A 14,220-nucleotide genomic window follows, 5' to 3' on the forward strand; every position below is an offset into this window, starting at 1 on the left:
TTTCGAATAACGGGCGAGCATCGAAATAACGGCGATTGCCCGAATCGGTTCCAGCCTATCGAGCGTCGGAGCCGGCGATCACGTGCTCTTGATATTGCGGCAGGTCGTCTGTGATGTCGAACCAGGCCGCCTTGGAGCCGACGAAAATGTGCGCGGTCGGACGAATGGAAGGATCGTCGACAAGGGTTCCCATCGGCACATGGAAAAAGGCTCCTTCGCGTACGAGCGAATAGAGCAATGAGCCGCACAGTCGGCAATGGGCGTCATGAGCGCCGCTTTGATCGCCGAAGATCAGGAGCCTGTCCTTGCCCTCGACCAAGGCAAGCTTGTCTCGCTCGATCCCGGCAAAAGGTTTGAAGGCCGAACCGGTGGTCCGCCGGCAATTCGAGCAGTGGCAGTTGGCCGCGTAGACGAATTCGTCGGCGACGTCGTAGCGCACTGCTCCGCAGAGGCATTTTCCCGAGAGCCTGCGTGCCATCGTCGGTTCAGCTCCGTCGTTCAAGCGGCTGCTTTTAGTCCAGGTCCGCCACCACTTCACCCGCACCGCCCTCGATGCGTTGCGACAGCGAAGCCTCCATGAAATCGTCGAGGTCGCCATCGAGCACACTGGAAGGGCTGGTGCTTTCGACACCGGTACGAAGGTCCTTCACCAGCTGATAGGGCTGCAGCACATAGGAGCGGATCTGGTGGCCCCAGCCAATATCGCTCTTGGACGCTTCGGTCGCGTTGGCAACGGCTTCGCGCTTCTTCAGCTCCTCCTCATAGAGGCGCGAGCGCAGCATCTCCCAAGCCTTGGCCTTGTTCTTGTGCTGCGAACGCTCAGCCTGGCAGGCAACCGCGATACCCGTGGCGATATGGGTGATGCGCACGGCCGAATCGGTGGTGTTGACGTGCTGGCCGCCCGATCCCGACGAGCGATAGGTGTCGATGCGAACGTCGGATTCGGACACGTCGATCTCGATCGTGTCGTCGATGACCGGATAGACCCAGACGCTGGCGAAGGAGGTGTGCCGGCGCGCATTGCTGTCATAGGGCGAAATGCGCACCAGGCGATGGACGCCCGATTCCGTCTTCAGCCAGCCATAGGCATTGTGGCCCTTGATCAGCAAGGTCGCGGACTTGATGCCTGCTTCTTCGCCGTCATGCACTTCCAGCACCTCGACCTTGAAGCGGCGGCGCTCGGCCCAGCGCGTGTACATGCGCAGCAGCATCGAGGCCCAGTCCTGGCTTTCGGTGCCGCCGGCGCCGGCGTGGACTTCGAGATAGGTGTCGTTGGCGTCGGCTTCGCCCGACAGCAGTGTCTCGACCTGGCGGGCTTTCGCCTCGCCCTGCATGGAGCGGAGAGCGGCCTCGGCCTCGGCGATGACGCCTTCGTCGCCCTCTTCCTCGCCGAGCTCGATCAGGCCGATATTGTCCTCCAGCGCCTGCGTCAGGCCCTTGACCGATGCAATGCCTTCCTCGAGGCCCTGGCGCTCGCGCATCAGCTTCTGCGCCTCCAGCGGTTCGTTCCAGAGGCTGGCGTCCTCGGCGCGAACGTTCAGGTATTCAAGCCGCTTGATGGCCTGATCCCAGTCAAAGATGCCTCCTCAGCAGGGTTATCGCCTGCCTGATCTCGTCGACAATATTCTGCGTTTCCGCGCGCATGGCCTGGTATTTTGTCCTGTTGCTGAAGTGACACTTCGGTCGGCGCGATACATAGGGACGGTGCCGCCTTGTGTAAAGCGGACATGTGCAAAGCCAAATGGCCGGCCCCAAGGTCAGCCCCCAAGGCCAGCCGTGCCGACGACCGGACCGTTAGTAGAGTCCGCCGCCGCCGTCCTGGATGGCCTGGTTGGCCTGTGGCGACAAGGTGCCGCCGGAGGCATTGGAGCCGTCGGCGCCCATGCCGATCACCCAATAGCTGTCGGCGGGGCCGGTGCCCGGCTTGAAGGCCTCGACGATGGTGCCCGGATCGCCCGATGCCGCCCGCATGCCGGTCTTGCGGTTGATGGCAACCAGGTTCATGCCATCGGGAACCTTGAAGTCGACATTGGGCGTGCCGTCCAGCGCAACGCGCATGAAATCCTTGAAGATCGGGGCCGCGAGACCGCCGCCGGTGGCGCCATGGCCAAGGCCGCGCGGCGTGTCGTAGCCCATGTAAAGGCCGACCACGAGGTTCGGCGTGTAGCCGATGAACCAGGCGTCCTTTTCGTCGTTGGTGGTGCCGGTCTTGCCAGCGATGTGGCGGCCGAGCTCACCGATGGTGGCGCCGGTGCCGCGCTGGACGACGCCTTCCATCATCGAGGTGATCTGGTAGGCGGTCATCGGATCGAGAACCTGCTCGGAATTGTCGACCAGTTCCGGCTCCGGCTGGTTCTTCCATTCAGGCGCGTTGCAGCTTTCACAGCCACGTTCGTCCTGCTTGAACACCGTCTTGCCGTAGCGATCCTGGATGCGGTCGATCAGCGACGGTTTGATCGACTTGCCGCCATTGGCCATGATCGAATAGGCCGAAACCATGCGCATGACGGTGGTCTCGCCAGAGCCAAGCGCCATCGGCAGATACGGTGCCAGATGATCGTAGACGCCGAAGCGCTCGGCATATTCGACGACGAGCTTCATGCCCATGTCGTTGGCAAGCCGCACGGTCATCAGGTTGCGCGACTTCTCGATGCCGGAGCGCAGCGTCGCCGGACCGGCGACGGTGCCGTCATAATTCTTCGGCGTCCAGGTCGTATTGCCGCTCTGGATGGTGATCGGCCCGTCCATGATCACCGAGGCCGGCGTGTAGCCATTGTCGAGCGCGGCCGAATAGACGATCGGCTTGAATGAGGAGCCCGGCTGACGCATCGCCTGGGTGGCGCGGTTGAATTCCGACTGCGAATAAGAGAAGCCGCCGACCATGGCCAGTACGCGGCCGGTGTGCGGATCCATGGCGATCAGGCCACCCTCCACCTCGGGAACCTGGCGCAGGCTGTAGGTGTTGTCGGAGCCTTCGTTCTTCTGCACGAAGATGACGTCGCCTGGCTTCAGCACGTCGGACGGTGACTTGGCCCTGACTGTCTTGCCATCGACCAAATGGCGCATGGCGAAACCCATGTCGTCCTTGCTGACGGTGCCTTCGACGCGTTCCTTGACGATCTCGCCCGACGCCTGGCGTGCGGGCTGCAGGCCGATCGACAACCCAGTCGCCGAACTGTCGAGCACGACGGCAAGCGACCATTCGGGAACGTCCTCCAGCCCCTTGACGGCGCCCAACGAGACGCCCCAGTCGCCGGACACGTCGATCGTCTTCACCGGCCCGCGATAGCCGCGCAGCGTGTCGTATTTCATCAAACCGTTCTGCATCGCCTTGCGGGCAATGAGCTGGACCTTCGGGTCGAGGGTGGTGCGAATGGACAGGCCGCCCTCATAGAGCGCGTTCTCGCCGTAACGGGCGATGATCTGCCGGCGAACCTCTTCCGTGAAATACTCGCCGGCGAAAAGATAGGAACCGGTGCGGCGCGGGGCAACGCCAAGCGGTTCGGCCTTCGCTTTCGCACCCTCTTCGGGAGTCACGTAACCGTTCTCGACCATCTGGCCGATGACCCAGTTTCGCCGCTCAAGCGCCCGATCGGCATGTTTGAAGGGATTGTAGTTGGCTGGGCCTTTCGGCAGCGATGCCAGATATGCGGCCTCGGCCACGGTCAATTCGTTCACCGACTTGTCGAAATAGGTCAGCGCGGCGCCGGCGACACCGTAGGCGTTGAAGCCAAAGAAAATCTCATTGAGATAGAGTTCAAGGATGCGATCCTTGGAATAGGCCTGTTCGATGCGAAACGAAAGGATGGCCTCCTTGACCTTGCGTTCCAGGGAGCGCTCGTTGGTGAGGAGGAAGTTCTTGGCAACCTGTTGGGTGATCGTCGAACCGCCCTGCATCGGTCCACCCGAAACGTAAGTGAGCGCCGCCCGGCCCAATCCCGTTATGTCCACGCCAGGGTGGTTGTAGAAATTCTTATCCTCGGCGGACAGGAAGGCAGCCTTGACGCGATCCGGGATCGCCTGGATCGGCAAATACAGGCGCCGTTCGCGCGCATATTCCGCCATCAGAGAGCCATCCGAGGCATGGATGCGGGTGGTCACCGGCGGTTCATATTTGGCCAGCACTTCGTAGTCGGGCAGATCCTTTGCCACATGGCCGATGTAAATCGCAACGCCCGCCGCGACCAAAAGGGCCAGCGTCGTGCCGATGCCGAAGAAATAGCCAATGAGACGAATCATACCCGCTCCAGTCCTTGGTTCGGGAATTTCCTAAACGAAGCCGCCTTCCGCGCAAGCTTTCGTGCCGGGCCCAAACCGTAATCGAAAACCCATGTCGCCGCCATGTGGACAAAATACGGCAAGGCCTTGTTTCGTGGCCGCGTGCTGGAAATAAAGGCACCGGGTGTTGTCATACAGCAACGCCGCCTTTGGTTGTAGGCGTGGCCAGGCATGTCAGCCTCCGGTTCCGGCTCCGGCACGGGCGGAAGCAAAAAGCGCGACGGCGTTGGTGATGCTTTGCGCGGCTTTGTCGCGCCAATCGGCGTTGAGCAGCTGCGCCTCGTCCTTGGCGTTCGAGAGATAGCCGAGTTCGACCAGCACCGATGGCACGTCTGGCGCCTTCAGCACCTTGAACCCAGCCGAACGCTGCGGATTGTTGATAAGACCGACGCTGGTCGAAAGCTGGCCGACCAATGTGTGGGCGAAACTCATCGAAAAGGTGTGCGTCTCGCGGCGGATCAGGTCGATCAGGATGTCCGTCACCTCCTTCTTATCGTCCTTGATCACCATGCCGGCGAACTGGTCGGAGAGATTTTCACGGTCGGCCAGCGCCTGCGCCTCGGGATCCGACGCCTTGTCGGAAACCGTATAGACGGTGGCGCCGCGGATGCCCTTGACGCTGATGGTGTCGGCGTGGATCGAAATCAGCAGATCGGCCTCATGCTGCCGCGCAATGCGGACTCGGTCGTCCAGGCGCAAATATTCATCGGTGTCGCGGGTCATGAAGACATCGTATTTGCCGGCCGCGGCGAGCTTGTCGCGCAATTCCGTGGCGAAGGCGAGCGTGACGTTCTTCTCGACGGTACCGTTCAAGCCCTCGGCACCGCCGTCGACGCCGCCGTGGCCGGGATCGATGACGATCGTGAAGCGGTGCCCGGGATTGGAGACCGGCCCGGTGCCGACCCGGCCGCCCTTGTCGGTCGAAACCGTGGAGCCGGTGGTCAGCGCCTGGTTGGCAAGGGCTGCATCGAACTCGCGCGCGGAGGCCGCCGACATATCGATGGCCACGCGGTAGCCGGTGCCGTCCTCGTCCTTGAGCACATCGAGCTTATCGACGGCGAACGGCCCCTTGCCGGTGAGGATCAGCCGCGAAACGCGGTCGCCGAGTTCGCCCAGGCGCACGCCCCTGACCAGGCCGCGCGGCTTCAGATCCTTGGCGTCGATGGCCAGCTTGGTGTTCGCCAGGTCGATGACCAGACGATTGGGGCCACGCAGCAGGAACCATTTGATGTCAGGCTCGCGATCGAATTCCATGACGATGCGCATCTTGGTGGCATCGCCCGCCATTTTGTAGCCTTTCGCCACCAGCGGTGCGTCGGCGGCATTGGCGAGGGAGGAAAACGTGGAACAAACCACCAGCAGCACGAGACAGAAGGCGCCGAGTATCCGGCCGCCGACACGACATCCCTTGTCTGCGAGGTCTGCCAGTCCCATCTCTCTTCCAGTCGCTCCCGGTTTGGCGCCCGGCGCCCGCTCGTTTCGTCGAAGTGCCGGTTAGGCCGCGAAGTCGATTAACGATTGGTATCCAGAGAAGGTTAACCAAGCCTTTTCATGCAGGGCTGGAGCCTAGGTTTACGCTACGGAACTGCTTTTTGCCGGCATCGGAAATCGGGGTTGCCTTCCACCCCGCCAAATCATAAAAGCGATAGTGGATCACTGCAATCCTGGAACCGCCCTCCTCCGCAGCTTCCTGCTACAGGGTCAGATGAAAGGCGGCTCCTTTCGCTTCACGCGAAAAGGCTTCAGGTGATCGCGACGAATTTCGCAGGTGTGCGCCCGTGGCGGGGGAATCGCCTGCGTGAGGAAAACGGCCGGGTTTGTTCCCGCGCCGGCTCTGTACGAGCAAATAAGCTGGTCCGGTTTCCGGGCTTTGGTTCAAAGGTTCTGCTGGTGACGATGGCTTCAAGCGCAATCATGGAAAGGTCCGCATCAAACCGCGCCAATATGGCAGCGGGCGGCACCGCCATGACACGCAGGCAGCGTCCGGCGGACGTTCAATTATCCGGCACCCATATTCATCCAGACACACAGCAGCGGGCTTTGCCCCGCCAGCTGCGGCTGACGGCTGCCGGGGGGAAACGAAATAATGCCCAACAAAATGCTGATAGACGCCTCCCACCCGGAGGAAACACGAGTTGTCGTCGTACGCGGTAACCGCATCGAAGAATTCGACTTTGAATCCCAGGACAAGAAGCAGCTCAAAGGAAACATCTACCTCGCCCGCGTAACGCGCGTCGAACCTTCCCTTCAGGCAGCCTTTGTCGAATATGGCGGCAACCGTCACGGTTTTCTCGCCTTCAGTGAAATACATCCCGACTACTACCAGATCCCGGTCGCCGACCGTCAGGCACTGCTGCGCGCCGAAGCGCAGGAAGCCGAAGACGAGGAGAACGAGGATAGCGAAGGCGAGGATCGCCAGAGCCGCGATCGCGGCCGGCGCGGACGCCGGCGCGGCGGCAAGAGCCGCGACCGCGGCGAGCACCCGCGCGACGCAGGCGGAGCCGAATCCGGCGACGCAAACGAAGCCGCTGGCGAGGCAAGTGAAAATGGCGACAATGGCGCCGATGCCGTCGCCGAGGACACCTCCAACGTTTCCGAGACCGTCGAACACGCGGCGGATACGTCGGCGGATGCCGATGCATCCTCGCATGACGAGGCTTCTGCAGAGCAGGAGGAAAGCGAAACCCGCGAAGGTGGCCCCACCTCGATCGCCGCCTCCGTCGAAGCCGATGTGATTTCCGAGCCCGTCTCGCAGGCGGACCAAGGCAGCGACGCCACCTCCGCCGACAATGATCGCGGCATGCTCGAAGAGGTGTCGTCCTCGCATCCGGACGATCATGAGATCGAATCGGTCGGTGCCGAGGATGCGCTGGAAGAAGTGCGCAACCGCCGCAAGCCGGTGCGCCGCCAGTACAAGATCCAGGAAGTGATCAAGCGCCGGCAGATCCTTTTGGTGCAGGTCGTCAAGGAAGAGCGCGGCAACAAGGGCGCCGCACTCACCACCTATCTGTCGCTTGCCGGTCGCTATTCCGTGCTGATGCCGAACACGGCGCGCGGCGGCGGCATTTCCCGCAAGATCACCAGCGCGGTCGACCGCAAGCGCCTCAAGGAGGTCGTTGCCGATCTCGAAGTGCCGCAAGGCATGGGCGTCATCCTGCGCACCGCCGGCGAAAGCCGCACCAAGGCCGAGATCAAGCGCGATTACGAATATCTGATGCGGCTTTGGGAGAACGTGCGCAACCTCACGCTCCAGTCCACCGCCCCTGCCCTCGTCTATGAGGAAGGCAGCCTGATCAAGCGCTCGGTGCGCGACCTCTACAACAAGGATATCGACGAGATTCTCGTCTCCGGTGACGAAGGCTACCGTGAGGCCAAGGACTTCATGCGCATGCTGATGCCGAGCCACGCCAAGGTGGTTCAGCCGTTCCGCGACACGACGCCTATCTTCGTGCGCAACGGCATCGAGGCGCAGCTCGACCGCATGCTGCAGCCGCAGGTGACGCTGAAGAGCGGCGGCTACATCATCATCAACCAGACCGAAGCGCTGGTCGCCATCGACGTCAATTCGGGCCGCTCCACCAAGGAGCACTCGATCGAGGACACCGCGCTCCACACCAATCTGGAAGCGGCCGAGGAAGTCGCGCGTCAGCTCCGGCTGCGCGACCTTGCCGGCCTGATCGTGATCGACTTCATCGACATGGAGGAGAACCGCAACAACCGCTCCGTCGAAAAGCGGTTGAAGGATCACCTCAAGAACGACCGTGCGCGCATCCAGGTCGGCCGCATCTCGCATTTCGGCCTGATGGAAATGTCGCGCCAGCGCATCCGCGCCAGCGTGCTGGAATCGACCATGAAGCCCTGCCCGCATTGCGGCGGCACGGGCCATGTGCGCTCCGATTCGTCGGTCGCGCTGATGGTGGTGAGGGCGATCGAGGAATTCCTGCTCAAGGATTCGCGCAGCCACATCACGGTGCGCACGCCGTCGGCTACCGCACTCTACGTGCTCAACCACAAGCGCGGCACGCTGGTGGAACTCGAAAGCCGCTTCGGCCTGACCATCACGATCGAGGCCGACGATGCGGTTGGCGCCCAGCACTACGCGATCTTCCGCGGCGCGCTGGCCGAAAAGCCGGAAGGCTTTGTCGAGGCGCGCAGCCTGCCGGCCTATGTCGAGCCGGAAGAACCCGAGGACGAGATCGTCATCGAGGAAGATGAGGAAGCACCTGCCCAGGCCGAGCAGCCAAGGCACGCCCAGCCATCGCAGCACCAGCAGCCCAGGTCGGGTGAGCCAAGGTCGGGTGAGCCAAGGTCTGGCGAACCCAGGACGGGCGAGCCGAGGTCGGGCGAGGACGGCGAAGGCCGCGACCGCAAGCGCCGCAAACGCCGCAGACGGCGCGGCGGCAAGGATCGCGACCGCGAACATGGCGCCCCGACGGACGGCTCGTCCATCTCCGCACCGGCCGGCGATTTCGCCGAATCGGCACATGAGGCGGACAATGACGACACCGAAACGGACGATGCCGCAGCGATCTCTGCCAGCGCGTCCGACGAGGCGATACAGGCTTCTGATGACAGCCAGGGCAAGAAGCGCCGACGCGGCAAGCGCGGCGGCAAGCGCAACCGCCGCGAGGACGGTGAAGGCGAGACCGAGGCCGAGGCCGGCGAAGCAGCCGATGCCTCGGTGGTCGATGCCGCTGAAGCTGAGACGGTCGCTAGCGAAGCCGTAGCAGTTGAAGAAGCTGCTACTTCTGCGCCGGCGAACGACGACGCCCCAGCCGAAAAGCCGAAGAAGAAGCGCGCTTCAAGGGCAAAGAAGGCCCCGGCCGAAGTCCCCGCCGAGGCGGTGACTGAGGCAGCTCCCGAAGCTGCCGTCGAGCCCGCTCCTGTGGACGATGCGACCGTCGTTGCCGAGCCGTCCGTTGCCGAAGAGGAGCCGGCGAAGGCCCGCCCGTCGCGGCGCAAGGCGGTGGCTGCGGATACTCCGGTCGTGCCGGTAGTCTCTTCGAGCGTCGCCGATGAGGCCAAGACCGAAGAAAAGCCGAAGCGTGCCGGATGGTGGCAGCGGAAGGGCTTTTTCTAAGCTTTTCAGTTAGTTGAGCTGATTTTCTGACAAGCAGGAAATCCCGCGCGATCGAAAAGATGGCGCGGGATTTTTCATATCCGGCGTTCCGATAGGGCGGGAAACGCTAAGGCGCGAAGATCGACCAGTTCATCATCCTGGCCAGCTTTTCCAGTGCGATCGAACCGAGCTTGGAGTTGCCGTTGGCATTGAGGCCGGGCGACCAGACGGCAAGCGAGGCGACACCCGGCACGATGCCCAATATGCCGCCGCCGACGCCGCTCTTGCCGGGAATGCCGACGCGGAAGGCAAAATCGCCGGAGCCGTCATAATGGCCACAGGTCAGCATCATGGCGCCGATGCGCCGTGCTCGCTCGGCCGACACCACGGAATGCCCCGTCGCCGGGTTCTTGCCGCCATTGGCGAGGAAGCGGCCGGCCATCGCCAGTTGCCGGCAGCTCATGGCGATGGCGCAGTGATGGAAATAAACGCCTAGCGCAAGCTCCGGTGCATGATGGAGGTTGCCGAAGGATTTCATATAGTTGGCGAGCGCAAAGTTGCGGTAGCCGGTGGCGCGCTCGGAGGCCGCCACCTCGCGGTCGATGATGATGGTCTCGTCGTCGGCCAGGAACTGTATGAAACGCAGGATCTCGCCAATCGCCTCGCGCGGCTGGTGGCCGGCAAGCAGAATGTCGGAAATGACGATGGCGCCGGCATTGATGAACGGATTGCGCGGAATGCCGTTCTCATGCTCGAGCTGCACGATGGAGTTGAATGGATTGCCGGACGGCTCGCGCCCCACCCGCTTCCACAGCGCATCGCCGACATTGCCGAGCGCCAGGGTCAAGGTGAAGACCTTCGAGATGCTCTGGATCGAGAACGGCTGGTCAGCATCGCCCGCCACCAGCACGCGGCCGTCATTGGTCACGGCAGCGATGCCGAATTTCCTCGGATCGACCTTGCCCAGTTGGGGAATGTAGGTCGCGACGTCGCCGCGATCGGTACGCTCGGCCATTTCCGCGGCGACCTCGGCCAATGCCTGATCAAGTTTGGGGGCCTGTTCGAGTTCCGGCATGGCGCTACCTCAACCAGCGTTCGATGCGCGCCATGGCCTCGACCATGTCGTCATGGCTGCCGGCATAGGAAAAACGCATCGTACGGTGCCCCGCCTGGGTGTCGAAGTCGCGGCCGGGCGTCGCCGCCACATGGGCTTCCGCCAGCATCTTGCGCGCGAATGCCATGCTGTCGTTGCTGTGCCGGGTGACATCGCAAAAAGCATAGAAGGCACCATCCATGGGCGCGGCCAGCGGAAAGCCGAGCTCGGGCAGGCGCTTCATCAGCAGCTCGCGATTCCAGGCATAGCGGCCCTTGACCGCCTCCAGTTCCTCCGTCGCGGCAAAGGCCTCGATCGCGGCGATCTGCGACAGCTCCGGTGGCGAGATGTAGAGGCTCTGGGCGATGCGCTCGACCGGCCGCACCAGCTCCTCGGGCAGCACCATCCAGCCGATGCGCCAGCCGGTCATGCAATAATATTTCGAGAATGAGTTGATCACCGTCACGCTGTCCCCGAAGCCGAGCGCCGTGGTGTCGGGGGCGCCGTAGGCCAGCCGGTGGTAGATCTCGTCGGAAATGACGGCGATGCCGAGCGCTTCCGCCGTGCTGACCAGCGCCGACAGTTCGTCGGCCGGAATGACGGCGCCGGTCGGATTGGCCGGACTTGCAAACAGGACGCCCTTCAGCGGCTTCTGGCGATGCGCCGCCTCCAGATGGCCGGCATGCAGGTAGGCCGCCTCGCCGAGCTCGATCTCGACGACATCGATGCCGAGCGCCGCCATGATGTTACGATAGGCGGGGTAACCAGGTGCTGCGATAGCAACGCGGTCGCCCGGATCGAACATCGCCAGGAAGGCGAGATTGAAGGCGGCCGACGATCCGGTGGTTACCGCGATCCGCCCCGGCTCGACATCGAGCCCGTAGTGATCGGCGTAATGCCCGGCGATCAGATCGGAAGAGCGTCGTGTAGGGAANCCGGTGGTTACCGCGATCCGCCCCGGCTCGACATCGAGCCCGTAGTGATCGGCGTAATGCCCGGCGATCGCCTTGCGCAAACCAGCCAGACCCAGCGCGTCGGTGTAGCCGATGCGGCCTTCCTGCAGGGCCTTGGCCGCCGCGGCGCGAACCTTTGCGGGCGCCGGATCGGATGGCTGGCCGACCGCCATGGAGATCACCGGCACGCCCTGGGCCTTCAGCCGGTTGGCTTCAGCCAGCACATCCATGGCGTGGAACGGCTCGACATTGCCACGGCGTGAGAGCGAAACGACCATTTTATCTATCCCGACGGTTGAGCACGGCATGCCCTGGACGCATGCGCCGCACAAATGCCCGATTGGTGTGAGGATCACAAGTTGAGGAAGTTTTTCCGGTGCCGACTTTTCATCTTTCGCCCGCTCGTCTACCAGTGGACACGTCATGTTGAGCCGACCCAGATCGACAATTGCAGAGGTAGCGCGTGTTTTCGCGACACTTTCGCTCGGCCTCGCCGTCGCGGTGGCGAGTTCGGTCACCGCCTTTGCCCAGTCCGTGCCGGTGGTGCGCGACGCCGAGATCGAGGCTTTGGTCCGCGACTATGCGCGGCCGATCTTCAGGGCGGCCGGGCTGGCGAATGACGGCATCGACATCGTCCTGGTCAACGATTCCAGCTTCAACGCCTTCGTTACCGGACGCCGGCTGTTCATCAACACCGGCGCGCTGATGATGGCTGAAACGCCGAACGAGATCATTGGCGTCATCGCCCACGAGGCCGGCCACATCGCCGGCGGCCACCAGCAGAAACTGCGCGACCAGCTCGAACGCGCCAAGACGATGGCCATCATCGCCACCTTGCTCGGTGCCGGCGCCATGGTTGCGGGCGCCACCACCAACAGCCGCGGCCTTGCCGGCGCCGGCATGGGCGTGGCGGCTGGCGGCGGCGAGATGGCGCAGCGCAGCATCCTCGCCTATCAGCGCACCGAAGAAACGACCGCCGACCGCTCGGCAATCACCTATCTCAACGCCACCGGCCAGTCCGGCATGGGCATGCTGAAGACATTCGCCCGCTTCCAGAGCGCGCTGTCCTTATCCGGCACGCAGGTCGATCCCTATCGTATCAGCCACCCGATGCCGCAGGAACGCATCGCCAATCTCGAAGTGCTGGTCAAACAGAGCCCCAATGTCGGCAAGGTCGATCCGCCCGCGCTGCAGCAGCGCCATGACATGATGCGGGTCAAGATTGCCGTCTACATGGAAGGCCAGGCGGCTGGGTCACGGCTGATGCGAAAGATGCAAGGGACGCTGGCCGGGCTATATGGCGACGCCCAGTCGACTTACCTTTACGGCAATATCGCCGCAGCGCTCGCCAAGACCAACGCCCTGATCAAGGCGCAGCCCAGGAATGCCTACTTCCAGGAGTTGCGCGGCGACATACTGATGAAGGCGAACAACCCCAAGGATGCGGCGGAAGCCTACGCCAAGGCGGTCAGCCTCGACCCGGCACGCTCCGGCTTGCTGCCGGTCTCGCTTGGACAGGCGCTGATGGCCATCGGCACACCCGATTCGCTCAAGAAAGCTGTCGCGCAGATCAACAATGGTCTGGGGCGCGACAAGGAAAATTCCATCGGATATCGCTATCTGGCGCAGGCCTATGGCGAGTTGGGGGACATACCGGGCGCCGAGCTCGCCACTGCCGAAGGTCATTTCTATTCCGGTAACTACAAGGATGCGAAGATATTCGCCATGCGGGCGCAGCAGCAGATGAAGCGCGGCGAGCCGCGCTGGATTCGCGCCCAGGACATCATAAACTACAAATCATCAGGCAAGATCTAGTGAACCCTCCGGCCATGCGCTGCGACATAGCCAGACCGGGAAACAGGCAAAAGGAACGAGAACAATGAAAAAGGCACTGCTGCTGGGCACCACGGGAATCGCTGTAGCCCTTGCGATGCTGGCTTTCGGTTTCGTCGCCGGCAACCCGCAGATCGCCAAGGCCGGCACGGCCCAGCCTGTCCAGGCGGCCGAGCCTGTCCAGACGGCTGAGCCTGTCCAGATAGCGGGCGCCGACACCAAGATCGACCGAGCCGAGGTCGAAGGCATCATCCGCGACTACCTCTTGAAGAACCCCGAGGTGCTGCTCGAAGTGCAGGACGCGCTCGAGGCCAAGCAGAAGGAAGAGCAGCGCATCGCCCATCTCGGCGTCATCAAGAACGCCAAGGACCAGATCTTCAACTCCGCCTTCGACGGCGTCGTCGGCAATCCGAACGGCAAGGTGACGATCGTCGAGTTCTACGACTACAATTGCGGCTTCTGCAAACGCGCCATCGAAGACATGCGGGCGCTGACCAAGACCGATCCGGACCTGCGCTTCGTGCTCAAGGAATTCCCGATCCTCGGCCCGGATTCGCAGAAGGCGAGCGTCGTCTCGATGGCGTTCCACCTGATGATGCCGGAAAAATACGGCGAGTTCCACAATGCGCTGCTTGGTGGCCAGGGACGCGCCACCGAGGCGGCCGCGATCAAGATCGCGCTTTCGCTCGGCGCCGACGAGGCGACGTTGCGCGAGAAGATGAAGGATCCGTCGATCCCCGAAGCCTTCTCCAAGACCTACGATCTCGCCAACAAGCTGTCGATCACCGGAACGCCGTCCTACGTCGTCGGCAACGAGGTCGTGTTCGGGGCTCTCGGACAGGATGTGCTGGCGGAGAAGATCGAGGCGGCGAAAGCCGGGCTTTGATCCGCCGCCGATTTTCATCACGGGTGCATTTCGGCCTGTTGTGGACAGTGAAAGAACGCACTTGCGCTCTTTCCGCAGGCGACTATGCCCGGTATAGAGGCCCAGCGCGCCGGCTTGA

At 62.9% G+C, this 14,220-nt stretch carries 8 protein-coding genes; 3 read left to right on the forward strand and 5 right to left on the reverse strand.

The features are described 5' to 3' along the window. Nucleotides 1–55: 55 nt before the first annotated feature. From X741_RS163075 to X741_RS163060, 4 genes are all read right to left on the reverse strand, one after another. Complete coding sequence (locus X741_RS163075; protein WP_023764306.1) at nt 56–478, reverse strand: GFA family protein; 423 nt, start codon at nt 476–478, stop codon at nt 56–58. Between the two features lie 34 nt (nt 479–512). Further along, a protein-coding gene (gene prfB / locus X741_RS163070; protein ID WP_150111225.1) for a peptide chain release factor 2 occupies nt 513–1,644 on the reverse strand; the annotation gives its coding sequence in 2 pieces (ribosomal slippage) (nt 513–1,577 and nt 1,579–1,644; 1,131 coding nt in all). Nucleotides 1,645–1,794: 150 nt separating this feature from the next. Then, nucleotides 1,795–4,239 (reverse strand): penicillin-binding protein 1A, encoded by a 2,445-nt coding sequence (locus tag X741_RS163065; RefSeq protein ID WP_023776191.1) that lies wholly within the window; start codon nt 4,237–4,239, stop codon nt 1,795–1,797. A gap of 213 nt (nt 4,240–4,452) precedes the next feature. Beyond that, on the reverse strand, nt 4,453–5,712 hold the full coding sequence (locus X741_RS163060) for an N-acetylmuramoyl-L-alanine amidase (RefSeq protein WP_023776192.1): 1,260 nt from the start codon (nt 5,710–5,712) through the stop codon (nt 4,453–4,455). 652 nt (nt 5,713–6,364) lie between these two features. Here X741_RS163060 and X741_RS163055 point away from each other — a divergent pair. Continuing rightward, the gene (locus tag X741_RS163055) at nt 6,365–9,358 is read left to right on the forward strand and encodes a ribonuclease E/G (RefSeq protein WP_023776193.1); all 2,994 of its coding nucleotides are present in this window, start codon (nt 6,365–6,367) and stop codon (nt 9,356–9,358) included. Between the two features lie 106 nt (nt 9,359–9,464). Here the strand turns inward: X741_RS163055 and X741_RS163050 are convergent, their stop codons facing one another. Next, nucleotides 9,465–10,412 (reverse strand): glutaminase, encoded by a 948-nt coding sequence (locus X741_RS163050; RefSeq protein WP_031249702.1) that lies wholly within the window; start codon nt 10,410–10,412, stop codon nt 9,465–9,467. Nucleotides 10,413–11,806: 1,394 nt separating this feature from the next. Here X741_RS163050 and X741_RS163040 point away from each other — a divergent pair. Next, complete coding sequence (locus X741_RS163040) at nt 11,807–13,198, forward strand: M48 family metallopeptidase (RefSeq protein ID WP_023776196.1); 1,392 nt, start codon at nt 11,807–11,809, stop codon at nt 13,196–13,198. Between the two features lie 64 nt (nt 13,199–13,262). Then, on the forward strand, nt 13,263–14,102 hold the full coding sequence (locus X741_RS163035) for a DsbA family protein (RefSeq protein WP_023776197.1): 840 nt from the start codon (nt 13,263–13,265) through the stop codon (nt 14,100–14,102). The last annotated feature ends 118 nt before the right edge of the window (nt 14,103–14,220 follow it).

The sequence above is a fragment of the Mesorhizobium sp. LNHC221B00 genome (assembly GCF_000502935.1).
Lineage (GTDB): Bacteria > Pseudomonadota > Alphaproteobacteria > Rhizobiales > Rhizobiaceae > Mesorhizobium > Mesorhizobium opportunistum.

What these genes read in the sequence shown, in the direction of transcription:
- X741_RS163050 (WP_031249702.1), bottom strand. Translation starts at nt 10,412, where the DNA reads ATGCCGGAACTCGAACAGGCCCCCAAACTTGATCAGGCATTGGCCGAG.
- X741_RS163065 (WP_023776191.1), bottom strand. Translation starts at nt 4,239, where the DNA reads ATGATTCGTCTCATTGGCTATTTCTTCGGCATCGGCACGACGCTGGCC.
- X741_RS163055 (WP_023776193.1), top strand. Translation starts at nt 6,365, where the DNA reads ATGCCCAACAAAATGCTGATAGACGCCTCCCACCCGGAGGAAACACGA.
- X741_RS163060 (WP_023776192.1), bottom strand. Translation starts at nt 5,712, where the DNA reads ATGGGACTGGCAGACCTCGCAGACAAGGGATGTCGTGTCGGCGGCCGG.
- X741_RS163035 (WP_023776197.1), top strand. Translation starts at nt 13,263, where the DNA reads ATGAAAAAGGCACTGCTGCTGGGCACCACGGGAATCGCTGTAGCCCTT.
- X741_RS163040 (WP_023776196.1), top strand. Translation starts at nt 11,807, where the DNA reads ATGTTGAGCCGACCCAGATCGACAATTGCAGAGGTAGCGCGTGTTTTC.
- X741_RS163075 (WP_023764306.1), bottom strand. Translation starts at nt 478, where the DNA reads ATGGCACGCAGGCTCTCGGGAAAATGCCTCTGCGGAGCAGTGCGCTAC.